Source organism: Faecalibacillus sp. TM498, from assembly GCF_020589955.1.
In the GTDB taxonomy this organism is placed as follows: Bacteria; Bacillota_I; Bacilli_A; order Erysipelotrichales; family Coprobacillaceae; genus Faecalibacillus; species Faecalibacillus intestinalis.
Genome location: NZ_JAJDKB010000019.1, coordinates 1 through 24385, shown reverse-complemented (window position 1 = coordinate 24385; position 24385 = coordinate 1). Strand labels below are relative to the sequence as shown.

Below are 24385 nucleotides of genomic sequence, written 5' to 3'. Positions count from 1 at the left end.
CTCTATGAAATAGGAATCATAGAGTTTTCTTTTTATTCAACTGTAACTGATTTAGCTAGGTTACGTGGTTTATCAACATCACAACCTTTAAGACCAGCTGCATAGTAAGCAATCAGTTGTAAAGGTACAGCAACTAAAACAGATTGTAAGATTGGGTCAACGTCAGGTAAGATATATGTTTCTTTAACATTTCCTACTTCTTGTCCATCGATTGTAAATAAGATAACATTAGCACCACGAGCAATTGTTTCTTGAATGTTAGAAATTGTTTTAGCAGCAATATTTGGTTGTGTTGCTACAGCAATTACTAAACTTCCTTGTTCAATTAACGCAATTGGACCATGTTTTAACTCACCTGCAATATAGGCATCAGCATGGACATATGAAACTTCTTTTAATTTTAAAGCTCCTTCTAAAACAGTAGCATAATCTAAACTTCTACCAATATAATAAGCATCTTTTAAATCTTTTAAATAAGATGCATAATGTTCAAATGTTTTTTCATCTTTTAAGATGTTTTCAATATGTTGAGGTAATGAAGCAATACCTTCAATAATACGTTTATAATCTTCATTTTCATTTCCTAAAGCTTGAGAAATATACATACCAAGTAATAATAAGACAATTAATTGTGTTGTATAAGCTTTTGTTGAAGCAACAGCAATTTCAGGACCAGCACATGTATAAATTGTATGATCAGCTTCACGAGAAATAGATGATCCTAAAACGTTTGCAACTGCAATTGTTGTACATCCTTTTTCTTTAGCTAAACGTAAAGCAGCCATTGTATCAGCTGTTTCTCCTGATTGAGAAACAAAGACACACATTGTTTTTTCATCAACGATAGGATCACAATATCTAAATTCACTGGCAACTTGAGTAAAAGTAGGGATTCCTGTTAATCTTTCTAAAATGTTTGCCCCTGAAAGGCAAGCATGATAAGCTGTTCCACAAGCAACAAAGTAAGCTTTGTTGAAAGTTTTGAATTTATCATGGATGGCATCAAGCTCAGGTAAAACGATACGATCTGTTCCTTCAACACGTCCTCTTAAAGTTTCAGCAATAGCATAAGGCTGTTCATGAATTTCTTTTAACATGAATGTATCATAACCACCTTTTTGAGCAGCTTCATTATCATAAGGAATAGTAGTGATTTCTTTTTCGATAGGATTTCCGTATTGATCAAAGAAAGAAACATTTCCTTTATTTAAAATAGCGATTTCATAATCTTCTAAGAAATAAACATCTTTTGTATAATCTAAAATAGCTGGAATATCACTAGCAGCGACAGAAGCATCAGCTGTTTTTCCAATAACTAATGGACTGTCTTTTTTAGCGATAAAGACTTTATCAGGCTCAATTGTTGAAACAATACATAAAGCATAGCTTCCTTCAATTCTTGTAATAACTCTTTCTAATGCTTTTTGTAAATCTTTTTCTTTTTTATAATAATAATCCATCATATGAACAACAACTTCACTATCTGTTTCAGAATGAAATTGATATCCTTGTAAAATTAAGATTTCTTTAAGTTCTCTATAATTTTCAATAATTCCATTATGAACTAAAGAAATAGTCTCATCATTATTAGTATGAGGATGAGAGTTTAAATTTGATGGGATTCCATGAGTAGCCCATCTAGTATGACCAATCCCAACATGACCTAAAACATTTTCATCTTTTAATAAATCTTTTAAATTTTGAAGACGACCTTTAGCTTTTTTTGTAAATAAATGATTCCCTTCAATTGTTGTAATACCCGCTGAATCATATCCACGGTATTCTAGTTTTTCTAGCCCTTGAAGTAAGAATGGTAGGGCTTCTTTGTTTGCACTAATGGCAGTAATTCCACACATAAAAAATCCTCCTTTATATATTCATATGTGTGGTTATAAAAAAGAGGATACGAGATGAATTTGTTTTACAATCACTTGTAGTTTTTGTTCATCGTTTAGGTAGTATCATACCTCTAGACCATCCGCCGAATTTTTCGATAAGTCTAGTCCTCGTCAACTGCAATGCAGTCCTGGCGCTCTATTTTCAAATCTCATTTTATAACCGCATCTATTATATAGAGTACTTATTTATAAATCAACTACAAATTTTTTAAAAAAAGAAGAAAAAAAAGAAGAAAAAATGATTTTTTTAGGCGATATAATAATGGAGGTATTTTTATGGAAAATAAAAAAAGTGAGATGTCTGTAGAATATAATATGGACGAAATGAAAAAATCATTAAAAAATTTGAAAGAAACAGAATGCTATGATGTAGAAAAGTATACCTATTCTTTGTTGCATCAAACAAGACAATTAGAATATTTTTATTGTCAATTAGTTGAAGAAGAGAATCCAGAACCTGATCAAACTTATTATCATGTTTCTCGTCGACCTATGGTTCACCAAATGGCCTATTTTAATATTGGTAGAGGATTTCCTAAAGAATTGATGGATGGGCATTGGTGCTACGTTTTAAAAGATTTTGGATCGAAAATGCTCGTTATTCCCTGTACATCTATTAAAGAAGATTCGCCAGAAGCAACTGAATATGAATTAGATATTCGTGCAAAAATAAGAAAATATCCAATAAGGAGTCGTATGCAGTTGAGTGATATGCGTGTTGTTGATCTTCAAAGATTAGATATTAGAAAAAGATTTTGCAATGTAATTACAGATAAAAAAGAAATAGAAAATCACATAAAACATATTATTTTTGATGAAGATGATGAATATTAAAAGGTCTCACGAAGGAGACCTTTCTTTTATCTTATAAATTTAACAATCTCTTAGTATCTCTAGCGATAACTAATTCTTCGTTTGTTGGAATAACGTAAACTTTAACTTTACTATTTGGCGTAGAAATTAAACGATCACCTTTACCATTAACGTTTGCATCATCATCAATTTCAATACCTAAAGCTTCAGCTAATAAATTACAAATTTCTTTTCTTGCAAAGAATGAGTTTTCTCCAATACCTGCTGTAAAACAAATAGCATCAACTCCACCTAAAGCAATGAAGTAACGACCAATATAAGCAATAACTCTTCTAAAGAAAATATCCAAGGCAAGCTGCGCTCTTTCATTACCGTTGGCAGCAGCTTCTTGTACATCTCTAAAGTCACTTGATACACCAGAAACACCAAGTAATCCAGATTCTTTATTAAGCATCTTGATGACTTCTTTCATATCTAAACCAACTTCTTCGATTAAATAATCGATAACTGAAGGATCAACATCCCCAGAACGTGTTCCCATCATAATACCAGCAAGAGGTGTAAATCCCATAGATGTATTGATTGATTTACCATCTTTAACAGCAGTTAAAGAACCACCAGCTCCTAAGTGAGCAACGATAATACGTGAGTGTTCAGGGTTTCCCATCATTTCACGACAACGAGATGAAACATAGAAATGGCTTGTTCCATGAGCACCGTATTTACGTACTTTGTTTTCTACATAATATTTGTAAGGAATTGGATAAATATAACTTTTTGGTTCTAATGTTTGATGGAAAGCTGTATCAAATACAGCAACAGCACCAGCATTAGGAATAGCTTCTTTAAAAGCATAGTATCCAGTTAAATGAGCAGGATTGTGTAAAGGGGCTAATGATTTTAATTCATCAATTTTAGAAACAACATCTTCATCAATAATGACTGATTGATCAAAATAAGCACCACCTTGGACAACACGATGTCCAACACCTTTGATTTCATCTAGGTCCTTAACGATTTCTTTTTTGATTAAAGTGTCTAATAAAAGTTGAACAGCAACTTTATGGTTTTCGATTGGTAAAGTTGTGACATCTTTTTCTCCATTATACTTAATAGTAAAAATAGAATCTTCTAAACCAATTCTTTCAATAACACCAGAAGTAATAACAGTTTCATCATCCATTTCAAATAATTGGAATTTTAAAGATGAACTTCCAGCGTTTACGGAAATAATTTTTGACATAACATTCAAGTCCTCCTTATTAATACTTTTCCATTATAACACCGACAAGGAAGAAAAAACTATAAAAAGATTGAAAAAAAGAAGAGATTGATTTATAGTAAGGCTTGCCAGGGGCGCAAAATGCTGAGAAAGGTGAAAACCTTGTCCCTTATAATCTGAACTAGGTAATGCTAGCGTAGAGAGTGCAAAATAGTTTATTTGCCTTTTTGCGTATGTAAAAAGGCTTTTATTTTGCCTCATTTAAAGGAGGATGACTATGGAAATTAAATTAACTACGAAGAATATGGCTTATATGGCAATGTTTGCGGCAATGCAAGTTGTTTTAGAATATTGCACAAAATTTTATGAGATGCCAAAAGGTGGTAACTGTGCTTTTTCACTTGTTGCAATTATTTTATGTGGCTATTTGATGAATTGGGGTTACAGTTTGATTGTTTCACTTGTTTGTTTAGGTCTACATTTTGCTTTAGGACTTGCAACATTTTATGGTCCTTTATCGGTAATCTTTGATTATTTATTACCAATGGTTTTAATTGGACTTACACCACTTATTCCTTTATTAAAGGTGGGTAAGTATGAATTACCTGTTGGAATTATCGTAATGGGTGGTTTAAAAACAATTTGTCATTTGATTTCAGGATGGTATGCTTTCCAAACACCATTAAAAGCAAATTTGGTATATAACCTTCCATATAATATCGCGACAATTATTGCTTGCTTTATTTTATTTGTTCTTTTATATCCAAGACTTAAAAAAGCAGTTCATTTATAAGACTCGTTTCGAGTCTTTTTTTTCTTTGAAAGAAAGATGAATTTGTGTATAATGTAAATGTTAATAAGGAGTCGTTTGTTGTGGAAGATATTGTAGGAAAGAAAATCTTAATACATGGATATAAACATAATGGTAAAATACATAGATGTTGGTCAAAGGGACTTGTTTTACAAGAAACGGATGATCATTACATTGTTATTAATAATCGGACATTGGTGACAGAATCAGATGGCAGAATGTGGCATACACGTGAACCTGCTATTTGGTATATGCCCAAACATAAATGGTACAATGTAATTTGTATGATTAGAAAAACAGGAGTGTATTATTATAGTAATATTGCTTCACCAACTTTATATGATGGAGAGGCTTTAAAATATATTGATTATGATTTAGATTTAAAAGTATTTCCAGATGGAAACTATCGTATTTTAGATCAAGAAGAATATCGTCAACATGCTCGCGAAATGGGCTATAGTGATGAATTAGACAAAATTTTAAAGAAACAACTAGATGTTTTGATTGATTTAGCGGTAAAAAAGGGAGGACCATTTGATCAGAATTTTACTAAGAAATGGTATGGTTTTTATCAAGATTTAAAAGAGGGTTATTATGGAAAAAGTGATTACTATAAATAATAGAGATGAAACATTAGCTTTTGGTGAATATTTAGGAAAATTACTAAAACCGCATATGTTATTGACACTTAATGGTGATTTGGGTGCAGGCAAAACAACCTTTACTAAAGGAATAGGAAAGGGTTTAGGAATTAAAAGAATTATTAATTCACCAACTTTTACAATTTTAAAACAATATCAAGGAAATTATCAATTATCTCATTTTGATGCTTATCGCTTAGAAGGACAAAGTGAAGATTTAGGCTTTGAAGAAATTTTTGATAGTGATGATATTTGTGTGGTTGAATGGCCAGAATTTTTAGAAGATATTTTACCTCAAGAACGTTTAGCAATGACGATAAAAAGAATCGATGATGATCATAGAGAATTTATTTTAAAACCAATTGGTAAAAAATACGAAGAACTTGTAAAGGAGATTGAATATGAAAACAATTGTCATGGATAGTGCTAATAAGTATTTAGTAGTAGCTTTATATGAAAATCAAAAATGTTTAGCTTCTTTACAAGAAGAAGGAAATCGAAAGCAATCTGAGTATGCAATCGTTTATTTACAAAAATTATTACAAGAAAATCATTTAAAAATGAGCGATTTTGATGAAATGGTCATTACTATTGGACCGGGTTCTTATACCGGTGTACGTGTTGCTTTAACGATTGCGAAAACATTAAATGCAACGATGAATATTAAGGTAAAAACTGTTTCTTCTTTAAAGGCAATGGCAGGAATGAAAAAGGCTATTTCTATTTTAGATGCAAGAAGCCATAAATTATTTCTAGGAATTTACAATGAAGGAAAGGTTATTGTTGATGATTGTTTAATAAATATTGATGAATTTGAAAATTATCAAAAACAATATACTGATTATGAAATTGTTGGTGATACACATTTAGTAGGAATACCTGAAAAAGAAGTGGATCTTGCCAATCATATTTATACACTTTCTACTTTAGAAAAAGAAATAGAAAATGTTGATGGTCTTGTTCCAAGATATATTAAGGAAGTTGAGGCTAAAAAAATATGTCAATAAGAGAAATGAAAGTTGATGATTTAAAAAGAATTGTAGAATTAGAAAAAGATCTTTTTTTATCACCATGGAATGAAGTAGATTTTATACATGAATTAAAAGAAAACCCTATGGCGGGTTATTATATTCTTGAAAAAGAAAATCAAATTATTGGATACATAGGATTATGGTTTTTAGGTGATCAATGTCAAATTACAACAATTGCGACGGATCGACATTTTCAAGGACAAGGGTATGCAAGCCAACTGATGGAATACGCTCTTGAAAAAAGTGAAGAATTACATTATCAAAATGTTAATTTAGAAGTACGTGTTTCAAATGTCAAAGCAATTGCTTTATATCAAAAATTTGGGTTTAAAAATGTTGCTGTTAGAAAAAGATACTATAGCAATGGTGAAGATGCGTATTTAATGATCAAGGAATTGGAGGGATAGAGATGTCATTATTACTAGCAATTGAATCAAGTTGTGATGAAATGGCGATGGCTGTCTTAAAAGATCAAAGAGAATTTTTAAGTAGTGTCGTGGCAAGTCAAATCGACATACATGCAATGTATGGTGGTGTTGTCCCTGAAATTGCCAGCCGTAAGCATGTTGAATGTGTATCTGTTGTTTTAAAAGAAACGTTAAAACAAGCAAATATAAAAATGGAAGACCTTGATGCTATTTGTGTAACAAAAGGTCCAGGACTTGTTGGCTCTTTACATATTGGTTTACAAGTCGCTAAAACACTTTCTTTGGCTTATGATAAACCATTAATTGGGGTTCACCATATTGCAGGGCATATTTATGCAAATAATTATGAAAAAGATATTGTTTATCCAGCACTATGTCTTGTAGTCAGTGGTGGGCATACAGAGCTTGTTTTGATGAAACATCCTTATTCTTTTGAAGTGATTGGTGAAACTTTAGATGATGCTGTTGGAGAAGCATATGATAAAGTGGGAAGAGTTTTAAATCTTCCTTATCCTGGAGGACCGGTTTTAGATAAAATGGCTCATTTAGGAAAGGCAAGTTATCATTTACCTAAACCATTAGATGATGATAGTTATAATTTTAGTTTTAGTGGTTTAAAATCAGCAGTAATCAATTTAGCACATAATCATAGGCAAAAAGGTTTAGAAATCAATCAAAATGATTTAGCAACGTCTTTTCAAAATGTTGTTGTTGATGTTTTGGTCGATAAAACGATTCGAGCGGCTAAAGAATATGGTGTTAAAGAAATTATGTTAGCTGGTGGGGTTTCTGCTAATAGGGGTTTAAGAGAAAAGATGAAAGAGCAAGTTGCCATGTTAGAAGACGTACAATTGTCTCTTCCACCAATGAAATGTTGTACAGATAATGCAATGATGATTGCTTTAGCAGGAAAAGTTATGTATGATAATAATAAGTTTAGTGATTTATCGCTTGGCATTAAACCACATCTTGATTTAGAATTAGAATCAATAGGAGGGGATTAGTGTGGAGAAAAAAATATCAAAAGCGACAATGTCCCGTTTTCCTGTTTATTTAAAAGCGCTTAGAAAAATGCAACATGAAGGAAAAGAAACATGTTTATCGAGTGAATTGTTTGAAATTACAGGAATACAAGATACAACAATTAGGCGTGATTTTACATATTTATCAAAAACGGATAATTTTGGTAGACGTGGAAGAGGCTATGATGTTAAACATCTTATAGATGGTTTAAGTGAAGTTTTAGGTTTACGATTAGATGAACCTATTATTTTAATTGGGGTTGGCAATTTAGGAAGTGCCATTTTAAAATATAATCGTTGGCAATATACAGTAGGTAAGATTGTTTGTGGTTATGATATGGATAAAAATAAAGAAGGGGAAAGATTTGGTGTGAAAATTTGTCATATTGACAAGTTGGAAGAAACTTTTCCAAGTGATTGTAAAATTGCTATTTTGGCGATTTCAGAAAATGTTCAAGAAACAGTGGATCGTTTAATGAAATTAGGCATTAAAGGAATTGTAGATTTTACGCATAGTCATTTTATGGTTCAAGAAGGCGTTGAAGTCCAAACAGTAGATGTTGTGGTAGCTATTCAAGAATTAGTAATTAAAATGAAATCAAATGATCAAGAATAGGGAGAGAAAAATGTTTGAATTTATTACAGTAAGAGAATTATATGAATTATATATCAATGATAGAGACCAATTAGATGGTATTGAATATGTTGAATTACAAGGATGGATCCGTACAAATAGAAATAGTGGGAAAGTCGGATTTTTAGCTTTAAATGATGGAACATATTTTAAAAATGTACAAGTTGTTTATTTAGATGAAATTATTGATAATTATGAAGAAGCTTCTCATATTTCTACAGGAAGTGCTGTTAAAGTAACTGGTAAATTAAAATTAACACCAGATGGAAAACAACCTTTTGAAATTGAAGCAACACATTTAGTGGTTGAAGGAACTTGTGATGAAGATTTCCCATTACAAAAGAAAAGACATTCTTTTGAATACATGAGAGAAATTCCTCACTTAAGACCAAGAGCAAATACTTTTTATGCAATCTTTAGATTAAGATCCGTTTTATCAATGGCTATTCATGAATTCTTCCAAAACCAAGGATTCGTTTATGTCCATACACCAATCATTACTTCAAATGATGGTGAAGGTGCTGGAGAAATGTTTAGAGCAACAACAATCGATAATACAGAATTTGATAAAGATTTCTTTGGAAAAGAAGCTTATCTTACAGTTACAGGACAATTACATGTTGAAGCTTTTGCTTTAACATATCGTGATGTTTATACATTTGGACCTGCCTTTAGAGCGGAAAATTCAAATACTTCAAGACATGCTAGTGAATTCTGGATGATTGAACCTGAAATTGCTTTTGCTGACTTAGAAGATGATATGGATTTAATTGAAGATATGGTTAAATACTGTATTGATTATGTCTTAGATAATGCACCAGAAGAAATGAAATTCTTTGAAAGCATGATTGATAAAGAATGTATCAAACGTATCAAAGCAGTTAGAGATAGTGATTTTAAACGTATGACTTATACAGAAGCAATCGATTATTTATTAAAAGCAGATGTTAAATTTGAAAATAAAGTAGAATGGGGTATGGATTTAAATTCAGAACACGAACGTTATATCTGTGAAAAAATTGTTGGTGGACCAGTATTTTTAACAGATTACCCTAAAGAAATCAAAGCATTCTATATGCGTTTAAATGATGATGGTAAAACAGTAGCTGCTTGTGATTTACTTGTTCCAGGAATTGGTGAACTTGTTGGTGGATCACAACGTGAAGAAAGATATGATGTCTTAGAAAAAATTATGGATGAAAAAGGAATGGCCAAAGAAGGATTACAATGGTACATGGATCTACGTCGTTTTGGTGGATGTAAACATGCTGGATTTGGTTTAGGATTCGATCGTTTCTTAATGTATTTAACAGGTATGCAAAATATTAGAGATGTTGAACCATTCCCAAGAACTCCAAGAAATTTAAAATTCTAAAAGCCTATTCGTTAGGCTTTTTTTTGTGTATAATATGTGGGAGGTGACACACATGAATGAATATGATTTAATGAATCTCTATTTTAATTTTATTTTTAAAGACGGTAATAAGTCATTTAGGGATGTGTATGCAAGTTACGAACAACTTGGAGAATTTAAAAATTGGTTAACAAAACAAAATATAAAATTTCCATTTGTACATCAAATTCAAAAAAATGAATGTGAGTTACTTTTTAGAAGTAAAAACTTTGAAACCTATGATACGGCTTTTAAAACAAGTTATGCACATGATTTTCATAAATATATAGCAAAGGAAAAAGAAAAATATCAAGTCATTTTATTATCGGAAATCGATCAGCAATTCTTGGAAAATTTTGATAATAGTTATAATCATGATTTGATGCGCGTTTTTTGTATAAAAAAGGCATTGAAAGAAGATATCTCTTTATATGGACCTTTTCATCTGTTTTTAAATGCTCTTTATCAAATAGATCGTTGGCCTGGTGTTTTTATATTTAAAGGAGAGCAAAGTGTTTTTTATCCTGTAAAAAACATAGAGGAAGTAAAAGAATGTTTTAGACTAATAGAAACAAATAAGATTTTTGAAAAGAAATGTCAAACAAATGAAGATCAATATTTTATACAACTAAGTGATCTTCATTTAGGAACAAAGAAAACAGACAATGGACTTATTGTATTACAGGATAGTCTAGATGAACTTTATCATATGCTTCCTCATGATCATCAACTTAAATTTTTGATTACGGGTGATCTAATGAATTCGCCTAATCGTAAAAATATGTATGCAGCCTCTCATTTTATGAATCGTTTAAAAAGGAAATATCATAGTGATGTAACGTTTGTTTTAGGAAATCATGACGTCATTGTTTATGGCTTGAATCTTTTAAAAAAACAAAAGACAAAAGTGGTAGCTTATTTGCTAGGAGAAAATATTAAAGTTTATCCGGATGTTAAAATGATTGTGATCAAAATAGATTCTACTTCTCAAGGAAATCTAGCAAGGGGAATGGTCGGGCAAAGACTTTTACAAGAAATTGAAGATGAGTTATTATCTATTAATCATTTAGAGGATTATACTTTGATTGCTATGATGCATCATCATTTAATGCCACTTAGAAAAGATGATTTTTTGAAAATAAAATGGAATGAAAAACTATTCATGGGGAAAATTGCTGACTCGACAAAAGCCCTTGTGGATGCTCAAGATGTAATGTATTGGTTAGAAAAACATCATGTACGTTATATTTTCCATGGACACAAGCATATTCCTTGTGTTGTAAAAAAAGGAAATACATATATTATGGCAGGAGGTTCTTCTTGTGGAGGAGGTACCAGAGAAAGAAAAAGCAGTTATTTAAGTTATAATTTATTGAAATATAATCGTAAAGATCAAGCGTTTAAGTATTGTTTTGTATTCTATGATGATCTTACAAAACAAGAAAGACATCGTGTAAAAATAAAATTATTTATGGAGGATCAAAATGAAGTTAGTAGATAAGATGAAAGATGAAAATTTAGGACTTGCAATCCTATATAACTTTACAAAAGGGTATGGGCATGTTCCAATGAGTGTTTATGATGTAGTTTTACCATTTCTTTATCATGATGGTTTTAGAAATCATTTATTTGAAGGGGTTGAAGTAGAAGAAGCCCTTACTAAATGTGTTCAAGAGGATGCTTCTTTTATTCAAAATATATTAGATACAATTGAAAAAGATAAAGAAATGACATCAAGAGCATTAGGGATTTGTCTTTTAAATAAATATTTAAGTTTTGAATTTGAAGATAATGAAATGAAAGGGATTTATCATGAAAGCTCTATTTTAGATATTAATGAAGCAATCAATTTAGGAAAATTCTTTTCAGGAAAATCTTATGAAGATATTTTAAATATTTTAAAAAAAAAGAGTTCTAGCGTTGTCTTTTTAGATAGTGTTTGTTTAGGAGATGATGTTGATCTTTCTAAGTTGAATCAATTTGGACAAGTAACGATTTATAAACAAAGTAATCCAGAAGAAGTCATTGAACGTATTAAAGAAGCAGATATCATTATTACGAATAAATGTTTACTTACCGAAGAAGTCTTACAATATGCTTCTAAAGTAAAACTTATTTGTATTACAGCAACAGGTGTCAATAATGTTGATTTAGATTATTGTCATCGTCGTGGTATTACGGTATGCAATGTGGCAGGGTATTCTTCTTTAAGTGTTGCGCAACATACTTTTGCTTTAGCTTTAGAACTTTTACATAAAAATAGTTATTATCATAATTATGTTCAAAGTGGTCAATATAGTGAAAGTGGTATGTTTAGTCATATTGGACCTCGTTTTTATGAATTACATGAAAAAACATGGGGGATTATTGGTATGGGAAATATTGGACGTACGGTTGCTAAAATTGCTGAAGCTTTTGGTTGCCAAGTTCAGTATTATTCAACAAGTGGAAAAAATACGAAGCAAGATTATCTCTCAGTTGATTTAGAAACATTATTAAAAACAAGTGATATTGTTTCTATTCATTGTCCTTTAAATGAACAAACTAAAGGATTAATTGGTGAAGAATCATTTAAGTTAATGAAAAAAGAAGCGATTTTAATTAATGTAGGACGTGGTGGTATTGTTGATGAAGAAGCACTGGTTGAAGCTTTACAAAATAATGAAATTGCCGGGGCAGGACTCGATGTTTTTGAAAGAGAACCACTTGCAAAAGGAAGTCCTTTACTACAAATTAATGATGCTTCAAAACTTTTAATGACACCTCATATTGCATGGGCAACAGTAGAAGCAAGAAATCGTTTGTTTGATTTAGTCGTTGACAATATTCAAGGTTTTTTAAAGGGTGATTTAAAGAATGTATGTTAATGCATTCTTTTTTTGCATTTTAAAATGAATTATGTTATACTCGAAAAACTTGAGGAGAAAATGAATGAATAAATTTGAAAAATTAGGATTAAGTGAAGAATTATTAAAATCAATCAATGAATTAGGTTTTGAAAAACCAACACCTATTCAAGAAAATATTATCCCTGTTATTTTGGAAGGTTATGATGTCATTGGACAAGCACAAACAGGAACAGGAAAAACTTTGGCGTTTTCAAGTATTTTACTTACAAATTTAAAAGAAAGAAAAAAGAAACCACAAGCGTATATTTTATCACCAACAAGAGAACTTACCATGCAAATTCATGAAGAATTAAAAAAACTTGGAAAATACAGTTCTTTACGTTTTGCTTGTGTTTATGGTGGAAGTGGTATTGAAAAACAAATTAAATCGATTAAAAAAGGTGTTGATATTGTCGTAGGAACACCAGGAAGAATGATGGATTTAATGAGACGTAAAGTACTTCAACTAGATGAAGTTTCTTACGTGGTTTTAGATGAAGCTGATGAAATGTTGAATATGGGATTTGTAGAAGATATTGAAACGATTATTTCTAAGACAAATCCAGAACATACAACGATGTTGTTTTCTGCAACGATGCCAGAAGGTATTAAAAAAATTGCGAAAAATTATATGAAACCAGATTATAAGCATATTCAAGTTAAACAAAAAACAGTGACAGCTAATACAGTTAAACAATATTATTTTGAAGTTAAACAAAAAGACCGTTTTGAAACATTATGTCGTATTATTGATAGTGAAACTGTACAATCAGGAATTATTTTCTGTCGTACTAAAAGAAGCGTTGATGAAGTAACGGAACAAATGCAAAAGGCCAATTATAATGTAGAAGCGATGCATGGTGATTTAAATCAAGATCATCGTATGAGAACTTTAAAGAAATTCAAAGAGGGAACAATTCATTATTTAATTGCAACAGATGTTGCCGCTAGAGGAATTGATGTAGAAAATATTAGTCATGTTATCAACTATGAATTACCTCAAGAAGTAGATCTTTATGTACATCGTATTGGACGTACAGGACGTGCGAATCGTGAAGGAAAAGCCTATACAATTGTTGTAGGAAAAGAAGAACGCTATTTAAAAGAGATTGAAAGAAAAACAAAATCTCATATTGAAAAATTAGAAGTACCAACATTAACACAAATTCACCAACATAAAGTAACAGAATTAATGTATAAATTAGAAGATATGATTTTACATGGAGAACATAAACCAATGAAAGATTTGGTAAATCAAATTGAAAATCATATGTTAAAAGATGTAACGGCAGCTTTAATAGAATTATCTTTAAATCAAGAAATTGGTTTTCCTTATACAAAAGAAAAACTTGAATCTTCATCAAAACGTAAAAAAGGTGCAAGTGAAGGTTATACACGTTTATTTTTAACGGTAGGATCTATGGATAAAGTAAAGAAAAAAGATATTATTCATTTCTTGGTCTCAAAGGCAAATATTAGAGAAAGTGATATTCAAGGAATTGATATTAAAAGAAAGTTTACGTTTGTAAATATTAATGATAAAGCTGTAAAAAAAGTAATGAGACATTGTCAAAAAGAAAAATTAAATGGACGAAAAGTAGAAATAGAGCAAGCAAATAGCCGTTAGGCTGTTTCTTGTTCTATTTTTTTAAAAAAAATTAAAGGCGATAAAATCAACATAATTAATAAAATTTTATGAAAGCGGTATCAATTTATACTTGAATGTAAGGGCTATCATGTGTATAATTATATTAGTTGATTAATTAGGAGGATTGATTGAAATGAAACAATATGTTTACTCATTCAAAGAAGGAAATAAAGATATGAGAGTCATCCTTGGAGGTAAAGGTGCAAACTTAGCTGAAATGACAAGCATTGGTTTACCTGTTCCACAAGGATTTACTGTATCAACAGAAGCTTGTACTGCTTATTATGAAGATGGAAAACAAATTTCGCCTGAAATTTGTGCGCAAATTGATAATAAATTAGCTGAATTAGAAGCTGAAACTGGAAAAAAATTAGGAGATCCAACAAATCCATTGTTAGTATCTGTTCGTTCTGGAGCAAGAGAATCAATGCCAGGTATGATGGATACTGTTTTAAACTTAGGTTTAAATGATGAAGTAGCTACTGGGTTTACTAAAATTACAAATAATGAAAGATTCGTATATGATAGTTATAGAAGATTCATTCAAATGTTCGCAGATGTTGTTATGGGATTCCCAAAAAGCTCATTTGAAAGAAAATTTGATGATATCAAAGAAGAAAAAGGGGTTGAATTTGATACAGATTTAACTGCTGAAGATTTAAAAGAAGTTGTTGCTATTTATAAAGAAGAATACAAAAAACATGCGGGAGTTGAATTCCCACAAGATCCAAAAGTTCAATTAATGGAAGCAATCAAAGCTGTATTCCGTTCATGGAACAATGATCGTGCAATCACTTACAGACGTTTAAATGATATTCCTGGTTCATGGGGAACTGCTGTAAACGTTCAACAAATGGTTTATGGTAATACAGGAGATACTTCTGGTACAGGTGTTGCCTTCACTCGTAACCCTGCAACTGGTGAAAAGAAATTATTCGGTGAATACTTAATGAATGCACAAGGTGAAGACGTTGTTGCTGGTATTCGTACACCACAACCAATTGCGACATTAAATGATGTTATGCCAGAATGTTATGAACAATTCTGTAAAGTATGTGACATTCTAGAAGAACATTATAGAGATATGCAAGATATGGAATTTACTATTGAAAATGGTAAATTATTCATGTTACAAACTCGTAATGGTAAAAGAACTGCACAAGCCGCTTTAAAAATTGCGGTTGATTTAGTAAATGAAGGAATGATTACTAAAGAACAAGCATTATTAAAAGTAGAACCAAGACAATTAGATCAATTATTACATCCAAACTTTGAAGAAACTTCATTGAAATGTGCTCAAGTTGTAGCTACAGGATTAGCTGCTTCTCCAGGTGCTGCAACAGGACGTATTTATTTCACTGCAGAAGATGTTATTGAAGCTCATAAAAATGGTGTTCAAGATATCTTATTAGTTCGTCTTGAAACTTCACCAGAAGATATCGAAGGTATGAATATTGCTCATGGTATCTTAACTATCCGTGGTGGTATGACATCACATGCAGCTGTAGTTGCTCGTGGTATGGGTACTTGCTGTGTATGTGGATGCGGAAGCTTAAGAGTTGATGAAGAAGCTAAAGTATTAATGACACCAGATGGTAAAAAATATCATGAAGGTGACTATATGTCATTAGATGGAAGTACAGGTAATGTTTACGGTGAAAGAATTAAAACTGTAGAACCTGAAATCAGTGGTGACTTTGAAACATTTATGTCATGGGCTGATGATGTACGTACATTAAAAGTTAGAACAAATGCTGATACTCCAAGAGATGCTTTACAAGCTCGTAAATTTGGGGCAGAAGGTATTGGTTTATGTAGAACAGAACATATGTTCTTCGAAGAAGAAAGAATTTTCAACTTCAGACGTATGATTACTGCTGAAACAGTAGAAGCAAGAAAAGAAGCGCTAGAAAAAATCTTACCATATCAAAGATCTGACTTTAAAGAATTATTTAAAGCAATGGAAATCTATCCAGTAACAATTCGTTTCTTGGATCCACCTTTACATGAATTCTTACCACATACAGATGAAGAAATCAGACCTTTAGCTGAAAGTTTAGGTATGACATTTGATGCGTTAAAAGCACGTGTTGAATCATTAAAAGAATTCAACCCAATGATGGGTCATCGTGGATGCCGTTTAGCAGTAACTTATCCAGAAATTGCTGAAATGCAAACAAGAGCTGTTATTGAAGCTGCAATTGCTGTTAATAAAGAAGGACAAAACGTTGTTCCAGAAATTATGATTCCATTAGTTGGAGATATTAAAGAATTAAAATATGTTAAAGATGTCGTATGTAAAACTGCTGATGCAATTATCGAAGAAGCAGGTGTTGAATTACCATATAAAGTTGGTACAATGATTGAAATTCCTCGTGCTGCATTAACTGCAGATGAAATCGCAAAAGAAGCTGAATTCTTCTCATTTGGTACAAATGACTTAACTCAAATGACTTATGGATTCTCTCGTGATGATGCTGCTAAATTCTTAAATGAATATTATACTAAGAACATCTTTGAATCTGATCCATTTGCTCACATTGATGAAAATGGTGTTGGACAATTAATGCAAATTGCTATTAATAAAGCTAAACCAGTTCGTCCAGATATTAAATTAGGTATCTGTGGTGAACATGGTGGAGATCCTAGAACTGTTGAATTCTGTCATAGAATAGGTTTAACTTATGTTTCATGTTCTCCATACCGTGTACCATTAGCACGTTTAGCTGCTGCTCAAGCTGCTGTTAAAGAAAAAATGGGTAAATAGTTTATAAGGAGGGTAGTGAAAACTACTCTCTTTTTATTTGTGTGAAATTCAATTATTGAAGTTCTCTTTTTTTAGTGAAATAATAAAAATTAGGAGATGATAAAATGACGTATGAAGAAATGATAGAAGATGAAACTTTTATTGAGGAAATGCAAACACGTATCATGTCTGATCAAGAAATGGATACTATGTATATTCCTGATGTTGAATATATGAATATTGATGGAATCAGTCGTATTTTACAAATATTAGTACCTCGTAAAAGGGTAATGGAAAATGAAAAATATCCACTAATTGTCTATGTTCAAGGGTCTGCTTGGCATAAACAAAATGTTTATCAACATGTAGGACAACTTAATTATTTATGTAAACAAGGTTTTGTTGTAGCTATTGTACAATATCGTGAAAGTGATTTAGCGCCTTTTCCAGCACAAATAGAGGATACCAAAACAGCAATTCGTTTTTTAAGAAAACATCATGAAGAATATTTTATTGATGAACAAAATGTTTTTTTATTTGGTGATTCATCAGGTGGACATGTAGCTTTAGTAAGTGGACTTACAAGTAAATTACCATTATTTAACGGTAATTTATATTCTGAATATTCTAATGAAGTACGTGCTATTATTGATTTTTATGGTGTGGTTGATATTACGATGGAAGATGGTTTCCCAACAACAGAAAATCATCAACAACCCGATAGTCCAGAGGGATATTTAATTGGAAGAAAAAATGTTTTAGAACATTTAGATATCGCTCGCCAAACAAGTCCAATGACATATTTAGATGGTGATATTCCACCTATTTTAATTGCTCATGGAACAAAGGATCGTTTAGTTGCGTTTAAACAAAGTGTTAAACTTTATAAGGCTTTAAAAGATAAAAATAAAGAAGTTATTTTTTATCGTATGAAAGGGGCAGATCATGGTGGACCTATGTTTTTTTGTGAAGAAATGCTTGATGAAGTAATTAAATTTATAAAAAAGAGCGTAGCTCATGATTAATAAATAGGAATATGGTAAAACATTAGTACAAAATGAAGCGTTAAGTGTAACTTTTTTCTTTTGATAAAAGAGAATCAATTGTAATGCCTGCTGGGTTACCACATGCAGTCTATGGAAAAGAACAATTTAAAATGTTATTAGTTGTTGTCTTTTAATGATTGCTATGATGAAATATCATCATAGCTTTTTTTTATGTTAAGATTGGTCTATAATAATTATAAAGGTGAGTATTATGGAAAAAATAATGTTGAATTTAAATAGTTTGGCAACGATGTTATGTACATGTGATTTATATGCGTATGATGAAGCTGCTTTAACAAATGACGAATGGTTGGAAGTCGAAAAAAATTTAAAAGTTCATGGGTTAAATGGTCCAAGCAGTCTTTTTGGGTTAAATAGTGATGAATTAATGGACATATTAGATATTTCTGAATATAGTGCATATAAAATTGTGCGACGAATGAAATCGATACAGTTTTTTTTAAAAAAATTGCATGAATATGAACAACAAGGAATTCGTATTATTACTAAATATGATGAAGAGTATCCTCAAAATCTAATCAAGAAAATGAAAAAGAGTGCACCCCTTTGCTTATTTATTGCAGGAACATTACCGGTGAAATTTGAAGGCATTTCTATTACGGGATTGCAAACAGTTTCTAAAAAAGAAAAAGGATATGTTAAACGACTTGTTGATAAGATCAATAATGAAGATAAATGGTTGATTTCTAATGATTGTAAAGGAATTGATCAAGAAGCCTTTCATTATGGATTGCATCATCATAGTCAAATAATTTGCTTTGTTTGTGAAAATATGCTAAATAAAATACAGGAATATAAAAAGAGTATTAGAATGGGGAAGGTTGTTTTTTTAAGTGCTGTTGATCCTGCTAAAAGATTTACTGTTACTCATGCTATTGATAGAAATAGTTATGTATGTGCTTTGTCAATGTTTCAAATTGTTGTTTCAAGTAAAATAAATAGTGGTGCTACTTGGTTTACAATCATGCATAATATGCATCATAATTGGACTGTTTCATTGGTTCTTGATAATGATTGTTTTGGAAATCAAAGACTACTAGAAATGAAAACAGTACCAATTTATATAAAAAATATTGTTTCAGATACAAGTTTTGAGATGATTTATGAACTTAATAAAAAAGAAAATATAGAAGAAGTTAATATTGATCAAATGTCAATATTTGAATTTATAGGAGATACGAATGAATCAAGAATATAAAATATATAAAATTACATACTTTTTGATGGCTGTGAATGTTATTGCATATCTGTATACTTCGTTAAAATATGGTTTATCAATGTCTGCTATGCAAGGGATACAAGTTGGAGGTTTTAATCCTTTGTATGTTTATTACTATCATGAATATTACCGATTGATTACAGCTAATTTTATTCACTTTGGTTTAATGCATATTTTTTGTAATGTTTATTCTTTATATAATTTAGGAATGTTAATGGAAAAAATATTAAAAGAGAAAAAATATATTATCGTTATTGTAGTTTCGATGATTTCTACAACATTATTTTCTTATTTGTTATTTTTATTATTTAATATTGGTACAAATAGTGTGATGGGTGGTATTTCCGGTGTTATTTTTGGACTTATTGGTTCGCTTTTAGCACTATCTGTTTTATATGGTGATGTGTATAGCTATTTGTTTAAACAAATTGTTTCTAGTGTTGTATTGATGCTTTTTATTTCGGTGGCTGTTCCTTCGATTTCTTTAGTGGGTCATTTGGGCGGAATGATTGGTGGATTTGTTGCAACGTTTGTTTTAGAAAATATAGATTCAAAAAAGAAAGAAAGAATAATAAATTAGGGGGATATAATGAATTTACAAGAAAAATACAATGAATATAAACAAAGGCAAGAGGCCAAAAAGTTTTTTAATCAAAATAATGATTATCATTTATCAATAAGTGATTATATAAAAATGTTTGTTGTTGGTACAGTAATTGCTATTTTTTCAACAATTGCTTTTGATTTTATTAGTTTACAAATAGGGTGGAGCTTTTCATATTTTGATATTTTAACAGGTTATTTTACAGGTTTTATTGTTTTAAAAATAGCACGTTATGGAAGCGAAAAAGTTGGGATCATTTCAGTGATATGCTATCTACTTGGAACGCTGTTTACACCAATATTGACATATTATGCTTTTTGGGGTCAATCTCTTACTTTGATGATAGCTATTCAATTAGCAATAGGACAGTTTAGCAATCTTTTTTCTTTAGTTTTTATAGCTATTGGAGCAATGACAGCGTATATAACAAGTAAAAATTAGTAGGACTATAAGGTCCTATTTTTTATTTTTGATAGAAATAGTAAGCGAATTCATGAATTCGTGTAGTCAAAATGTTTGGAAAGTAGTATAATAATAGAAGCAAAAGGAGGAATTTTTTAATTATGGCTAAGAAATATTTGTCAATGGATGGGAACCAAGCTGCTGCTCATGTTGCATATGCATTTTCTGAAGTAGCAAGTATCTATCCAATCACACCTTCATCTCCAATGGCTGAACATGCTGAAGCATGGGCTGCAAATGGAATGAAGAATATCTTTGGGTCTCCTGTGAATGTTATTGAAATGCAATCAGAAGCAGGTGCTGCAGGTGCAGTTCATGGGGCTTTACAAGGTGGTGCTCTAGCAACTACATTTACTGCATCTCAAGGATTGTTATTAATGATCCCAAACCTTTATAAAATTGTTGGTGAAAATTTACCAGGTGTATTCCATGTTGCTGCACGTGCTTTAGCAACTCGTTCACTTAATATCTTTGGGGATCATCAAGACGTGTATGCTTGTCGTCAAACAGGTATTCCAATGATTTGTTCACACTCAGTACAAGAAGTAATGGATTTAGGAGGAGTTGCTCACTTAACAGCAATTAAAGGGTCTGTTCCAGTAATGCACTTCTTTGATGGATTTAGAACATCTCATGAAATTCAAAAAGTAGAAGTTATGGATTATGATGTATTAGAAAGCTTATTAGATAAAGAAGCTTTAGCTAAATTTAAAGCAAATGCATTAAACCCTCATACAAACCCAATTGAACGTGGGGGAGCTGAAAACGATGATATCTACTTCCAAGGTAGAGAAGCTCAAAATAAACATATCGATGCAGTTGTAGAAATCGCTGCTGATTACATGAAAAAAATCTCAGAAGTAACAGGTAGAGAATATGCACCATTTACTTATTATGGTGATCCAAATGCTGATAGAGTTATTATCGCTATGGGTTCTGTTACTGAAACAATTAAAGATACAATTGATGAAATGGCTAAATCTGGAGAAAAAGTTGGTTTAGTTAAAGTTCATTTATATCGTCCATTCTCAGCAAAATACTTATTAAAAGTATTACCTGCTTCAGCTAAGAAAATTGCGGTATTAGATCGTACAAAAGAACCAGGATCTGCTGGTGAACCATTATACTTAGATGTATGCAGTGTTGTAAAAGATGCGGATGTTTTAATTGGTGGACGTTATGGTATGGGTTCTAAAGATACAAACCCTGCTCAAATTAAAGCTGTTTATGATCATTTGAATTCTGATAATCCATTCAATAGTTTTACTATTGGTATTGTTGATGATGTTACTCATTTATCATTACCAACTGAAGAATTTAATGTAACAGGTGACTATACAGAATGTCTATTCTATGGTTTAGGATCAGATGGTACTGTATCAGCTAATAAATCATCTATTAAAATTATTGGTGATCATACAGATTTATATTCTCAAGCTTACTTTGCTTATGATAGTAAAAAAGCAGGTGGAACAACTCGTTCTAACTTAAGATTTGGGGCTTCACCAATTCGTGCTACATATTATGTAAATAATGCAGACTTTATCTCATGCTCATTAGATAATTATGTATTAAAATATGATATGTTGAAAAACTTAAAGAAAAATGGTTCATTCTTATTAAATACAGAATTCTCTAAAGAAGAAGTTGCTGACTATTTACCAAATAGAGTGAAAAAACAATTAGCTACAAAGAATGCTAAATTCTATATTATTAATGCTAATAAGATTGCTATGGAAATTGGGATGGGACGCCGTACAAATACTATTTTACAATCTGCCTTCTTTGCATTAAACCCACAAATTTTACCAATTGATAAAGCTGTTGAATATATGAAAGAAATGGCTAAAAAATCTTATAGTAAAAAAGGTGATGCCATTGTTCAATTAAACTACAAAGCAATTGATGCTGGTAAAGATGCAATTGAAGAAGTAACAGTTGATCCAAAATGGGCTGATTTAGAAATCCAAGAAACTAAGAAATTAACAGGTGATGATCATTTTGATAATTTCGTTTCTGTGATCAACGCATTAGATGGTAATGATTTACCAGTTTCAGCATTCATGGATAAATTAGATGGTTCTATGAAATCTGGAATGGCTTATATGGAAAAACGTGGAATTGCGACTATGGTCCCTCAATGGAATAAAGATGACTGTATCCAATGTAATAACTGTGTTATGGTTTGTCCTCATGCTACAATTCGTGCGTTCTTAATGACTGATGAAGAAATCGCTAATGCACCAGAAGATATCTCTAATGATGTTTTAAAACCTATGGGTAAAGGTGTTGACGGATTATCTTATAGAATTCAAGTTTCACCAGATAACTGTGTTGGATGCGGTTTATGTGTTGAACAATGTTTAGGAAATAAAAAAGGTGAAGCTTTAAAAATGGTTAATGTTCATGAAGAATTAGAACATGCTCCATTAGCTGATTATATCTATAAAGAAGTAGAATATCGTGATGATAAATATCCTACAACTACTGTAAAAGGTGTTGGATTCAAGAGACCATACTTTGAAGTATCTGGTGCTTGTCCAGGATGTGGAGAAACTCCATATTATAGATTAGCAACTCAATTATTTGGATCAGATATGATGATTGCAAATGCTACAGGATGTAGTTCAATTTATTCTGGTTCTACACCATCTACACCATTTACAACTGATAAAAATGGTCAAGGTCCAGCATGGTGTAACTCATTATTTGAAGATAATGCTGAATTTGGTTATGGTATGAAATTAGCTCAAAACTATAATGAAGCTCATATGATTCAAGTAATGGAAGAAGCTAAAGATGCTTGTGAACCCGAATTAAAAGAAACTATTGAAAAATACTTATCTGTAAAAGGACAAAGAAGCGAAGAAAAAGCAATTGTTCCAGAATTATTAAAATTAGTTGAAGCATCTTCAAATGATGCAATTAAAGAAGTTTTAGATAATAAAGGTAACTTAGTTTCTAAATCTCAATGGATTGTTGGTGGAGATGGATGGGCTTATGACATCGGTTATGGTGGATTAGATCATGTTATCGCTAATAATGAAAATGTTAATATTTTAGTATTGGATACTGAAGTATATTCAAATACAGGTGGACAATCTTCTAAATCATCTCAAGCTGGTTCAATCGCTAAATTTACTGCTGGTGGTAAAACAGGAGCTAAGAAAGATTTAGCACAAATCGCTATGGCTTACGGTCATGTTTATGTTGCACAAATTGCTATGGGTGCAAATCCTGCACAAACAATTAAAGCAATGAAAGAAGCTGAAAGTTATGATGGACCATCATTAATTATTGCTTATGCTCCATGTCAAGCACATGGTATTAAAGGTGGTTTAGCAAATCATCAAGCTGAACAAAAACGTGCAATTGATTGTGGATATTTCAACTTATTAAGATATGATCCAAGATTAGAAGAACAAGGAAAGAATCCATTACAATTAGATTCTAAGACTCCAAACTTTGATGGATTTAAAGATTACTTATTAGGTGAAAACAGATTCTCACAATTATTAAAAGTAAATCCAGAACATGCAGAACAATTAATGGCTAAATGTCAAGCTGATGCACAAAAACGTCGTGCTCGTCTAGAAAAAATGGCTCAATAATTAAAATGAAATCCATTTGGTTAATTCCAAATGGATTTTTTTGTAGTTATTAAATATAAAATAATCGATTTTTAAAAATAATAAATTCATTCTTTAGTATCTAAAATACTCTATAAACACCAAATCATAAAAAAACAATAAAAAAAGACCAATGGGAAAAACGTTGATATAAAGGCAGAAAAAGAGTGAAAAAGAGAAAAAAATAAAAAAAGGACAAGAAAAAGCTTTACAAAAGGGAGAGAGGATG

General features: G+C 31.0%; 20 protein-coding genes and 1 riboswitch. Of the genes, 18 read left to right on the top strand and 2 right to left on the bottom strand.

The window, feature by feature from the left end; all coding sequences use genetic code 11:
- Positions 1–32 precede the first annotated feature (32 nt).
- On the bottom strand, positions 33–1856 hold the full coding sequence (gene glmS, locus LJD32_RS07530) for a glutamine--fructose-6-phosphate transaminase (isomerizing) (protein WP_032090317.1): 1824 nt from the start codon (positions 1854–1856) through the stop codon (positions 33–35).
- 318 nt (positions 1857–2174) lie between these two features.
- Between glmS and LJD32_RS07525 the strand changes: the two genes are divergently transcribed.
- Positions 2175–2732: a hypothetical protein gene (locus LJD32_RS07525; protein ID WP_227351855.1), complete on the top strand. Its 558-nt coding sequence runs from the start codon at positions 2175–2177 to the stop codon at positions 2730–2732.
- A gap of 31 nt (positions 2733–2763) precedes the next feature.
- On the opposite strand, the gene LJD32_RS07520 is transcribed toward LJD32_RS07525, so the two are convergent.
- Positions 2764–3954 carry an acetate/propionate family kinase gene (locus LJD32_RS07520; protein ID WP_032090316.1) on the bottom strand — a complete coding sequence of 397 codons (1191 nt, stop codon included), beginning with the start codon at positions 3952–3954 and terminating at the stop codon, positions 2764–2766.
- A 99-nt stretch (positions 3955–4053) separates the two neighbouring features.
- Positions 4054–4154: riboswitch (TPP riboswitch) on the top strand.
- Between the two features lie 56 nt (positions 4155–4210).
- On the opposite strand from LJD32_RS07520, the gene LJD32_RS07515 reads away from it, so the two are divergent.
- The 17 genes from LJD32_RS07515 (at position 4211) to nifJ (ending at position 24138) form a co-directional block, all read left to right on the top strand.
- A complete protein-coding gene (locus tag LJD32_RS07515; protein WP_227392053.1) occupies positions 4211–4726 on the top strand; it encodes an energy-coupled thiamine transporter ThiT in 516 nt (171 codons plus the stop codon).
- Between the two features lie 80 nt (positions 4727–4806).
- Positions 4807–5364, top strand: a complete 558-nt coding sequence (locus LJD32_RS07510; protein ID WP_175301095.1) for a DUF402 domain-containing protein — start codon at positions 4807–4809, stop codon at positions 5362–5364.
- Entirely contained in the window at positions 5339–5809 is a 471-nt protein-coding gene (tsaE, locus tag LJD32_RS07505; protein WP_022000905.1) for a tRNA (adenosine(37)-N6)-threonylcarbamoyltransferase complex ATPase subunit type 1 TsaE, read from the top strand. Before LJD32_RS07510 ends, tsaE begins: the two co-directional genes overlap by 26 nt.
- Positions 5787–6392, top strand: a complete 606-nt coding sequence (gene tsaB / locus LJD32_RS07500; protein WP_227392052.1) for a tRNA (adenosine(37)-N6)-threonylcarbamoyltransferase complex dimerization subunit type 1 TsaB — start codon at positions 5787–5789, stop codon at positions 6390–6392. The genes tsaE and tsaB overlap by 23 nt, the downstream gene beginning before the upstream one ends.
- Entirely contained in the window at positions 6383–6823 is a 441-nt protein-coding gene (gene rimI / locus LJD32_RS07495) for a ribosomal protein S18-alanine N-acetyltransferase (protein ID WP_227392051.1), read from the top strand. The genes tsaB and rimI overlap by 10 nt, the downstream gene beginning before the upstream one ends.
- Positions 6824–6825: 2 nt before the next feature.
- The gene (gene tsaD / locus LJD32_RS07490) at positions 6826–7848 is read left to right on the top strand and encodes a tRNA (adenosine(37)-N6)-threonylcarbamoyltransferase complex transferase subunit TsaD (RefSeq protein ID WP_032090310.1); all 1023 of its coding nucleotides are present in this window, start codon (positions 6826–6828) and stop codon (positions 7846–7848) included.
- 1 nt (position 7849) lies between these two features.
- A complete protein-coding gene (locus LJD32_RS07485; protein WP_032090309.1) occupies positions 7850–8482 on the top strand; it encodes a redox-sensing transcriptional repressor Rex in 633 nt (210 codons plus the stop codon).
- A 10-nt stretch (positions 8483–8492) separates the two neighbouring features.
- Positions 8493–9875: an asparagine--tRNA ligase gene (gene asnS, locus LJD32_RS07480; protein WP_119363513.1), complete on the top strand. Its 1383-nt coding sequence runs from the start codon at positions 8493–8495 to the stop codon at positions 9873–9875.
- Between the two features lie 52 nt (positions 9876–9927).
- Positions 9928–11394: a metallophosphoesterase family protein gene (locus LJD32_RS07475; RefSeq protein WP_227392050.1), complete on the top strand. Its 1467-nt coding sequence runs from the start codon at positions 9928–9930 to the stop codon at positions 11392–11394.
- Complete coding sequence (locus tag LJD32_RS07470) at positions 11378–12760, top strand: D-2-hydroxyacid dehydrogenase (protein WP_227392049.1); 1383 nt, start codon at positions 11378–11380, stop codon at positions 12758–12760. Before LJD32_RS07475 ends, LJD32_RS07470 begins: the two co-directional genes overlap by 17 nt.
- Positions 12761–12824: 64 nt before the next feature.
- Positions 12825–14408, top strand: coding sequence for a DEAD/DEAH box helicase (locus tag LJD32_RS07465; protein WP_147579665.1), 1584 nt, complete (start codon positions 12825–12827; stop codon positions 14406–14408).
- A 154-nt stretch (positions 14409–14562) separates the two neighbouring features.
- Entirely contained in the window at positions 14563–17196 is a 2634-nt protein-coding gene (gene ppdK, locus LJD32_RS07460; RefSeq protein WP_022000896.1) for a pyruvate, phosphate dikinase, read from the top strand.
- 104 nt (positions 17197–17300) lie between these two features.
- Positions 17301–18200 (top strand): alpha/beta hydrolase fold domain-containing protein, encoded by a 900-nt coding sequence (locus LJD32_RS07455; protein ID WP_227392048.1) that lies wholly within the window; start codon positions 17301–17303, stop codon positions 18198–18200.
- Between the two features lie 232 nt (positions 18201–18432).
- Positions 18433–19440, top strand: coding sequence for a DNA-processing protein DprA (locus LJD32_RS07450; protein ID WP_032090304.1), 1008 nt, complete (start codon positions 18433–18435; stop codon positions 19438–19440).
- On the top strand, positions 19424–20041 hold the full coding sequence (locus tag LJD32_RS07445; RefSeq protein ID WP_032090303.1) for a rhomboid family intramembrane serine protease: 618 nt from the start codon (positions 19424–19426) through the stop codon (positions 20039–20041). The genes LJD32_RS07450 and LJD32_RS07445 overlap by 17 nt, the downstream gene beginning before the upstream one ends.
- Before the next feature lie 9 nt (positions 20042–20050).
- On the top strand, positions 20051–20506 hold the full coding sequence (locus LJD32_RS07440; protein WP_032090302.1) for a hypothetical protein: 456 nt from the start codon (positions 20051–20053) through the stop codon (positions 20504–20506).
- Between the two features lie 122 nt (positions 20507–20628).
- Positions 20629–24138, top strand: coding sequence for a pyruvate:ferredoxin (flavodoxin) oxidoreductase (nifJ, locus tag LJD32_RS07435; protein WP_175301100.1), 3510 nt, complete (start codon positions 20629–20631; stop codon positions 24136–24138).
- The last annotated feature ends 247 nt before the right edge of the window (positions 24139–24385 follow it).

What these genes read in the sequence shown, in the direction of transcription:
- LJD32_RS07440 (WP_032090302.1), top strand. Translation starts at nt 20,051, where the DNA reads ATGAATTTACAAGAAAAATACAATGAATATAAACAAAGGCAAGAGGCC.
- glmS (WP_032090317.1), bottom strand. Translation starts at nt 1,856, where the DNA reads ATGTGTGGAATTACTGCCATTAGTGCAAACAAAGAAGCCCTACCATTC.
- tsaD (WP_032090310.1), top strand. Translation starts at nt 6,826, where the DNA reads ATGTCATTATTACTAGCAATTGAATCAAGTTGTGATGAAATGGCGATG.
- tsaB (WP_227392052.1), top strand. Translation starts at nt 5,787, where the DNA reads ATGAAAACAATTGTCATGGATAGTGCTAATAAGTATTTAGTAGTAGCT.
- LJD32_RS07445 (WP_032090303.1), top strand. Translation starts at nt 19,424, where the DNA reads ATGAATCAAGAATATAAAATATATAAAATTACATACTTTTTGATGGCT.
- tsaE (WP_022000905.1), top strand. Translation starts at nt 5,339, where the DNA reads ATGGAAAAAGTGATTACTATAAATAATAGAGATGAAACATTAGCTTTT.
- asnS (WP_119363513.1), top strand. Translation starts at nt 8,493, where the DNA reads ATGTTTGAATTTATTACAGTAAGAGAATTATATGAATTATATATCAAT.
- rimI (WP_227392051.1), top strand. Translation starts at nt 6,383, where the DNA reads ATGTCAATAAGAGAAATGAAAGTTGATGATTTAAAAAGAATTGTAGAA.
- LJD32_RS07465 (WP_147579665.1), top strand. Translation starts at nt 12,825, where the DNA reads ATGAATAAATTTGAAAAATTAGGATTAAGTGAAGAATTATTAAAATCA.
- LJD32_RS07520 (WP_032090316.1), bottom strand. Translation starts at nt 3,954, where the DNA reads ATGTCAAAAATTATTTCCGTAAACGCTGGAAGTTCATCTTTAAAATTC.
- LJD32_RS07455 (WP_227392048.1), top strand. Translation starts at nt 17,301, where the DNA reads ATGACGTATGAAGAAATGATAGAAGATGAAACTTTTATTGAGGAAATG.
- nifJ (WP_175301100.1), top strand. Translation starts at nt 20,629, where the DNA reads ATGGCTAAGAAATATTTGTCAATGGATGGGAACCAAGCTGCTGCTCAT.
- LJD32_RS07475 (WP_227392050.1), top strand. Translation starts at nt 9,928, where the DNA reads ATGAATGAATATGATTTAATGAATCTCTATTTTAATTTTATTTTTAAA.
- LJD32_RS07515 (WP_227392053.1), top strand. Translation starts at nt 4,211, where the DNA reads ATGGAAATTAAATTAACTACGAAGAATATGGCTTATATGGCAATGTTT.
- LJD32_RS07525 (WP_227351855.1), top strand. Translation starts at nt 2,175, where the DNA reads ATGGAAAATAAAAAAAGTGAGATGTCTGTAGAATATAATATGGACGAA.
- ppdK (WP_022000896.1), top strand. Translation starts at nt 14,563, where the DNA reads ATGAAACAATATGTTTACTCATTCAAAGAAGGAAATAAAGATATGAGA.
- LJD32_RS07450 (WP_032090304.1), top strand. Translation starts at nt 18,433, where the DNA reads ATGGAAAAAATAATGTTGAATTTAAATAGTTTGGCAACGATGTTATGT.
- LJD32_RS07470 (WP_227392049.1), top strand. Translation starts at nt 11,378, where the DNA reads ATGAAGTTAGTAGATAAGATGAAAGATGAAAATTTAGGACTTGCAATC.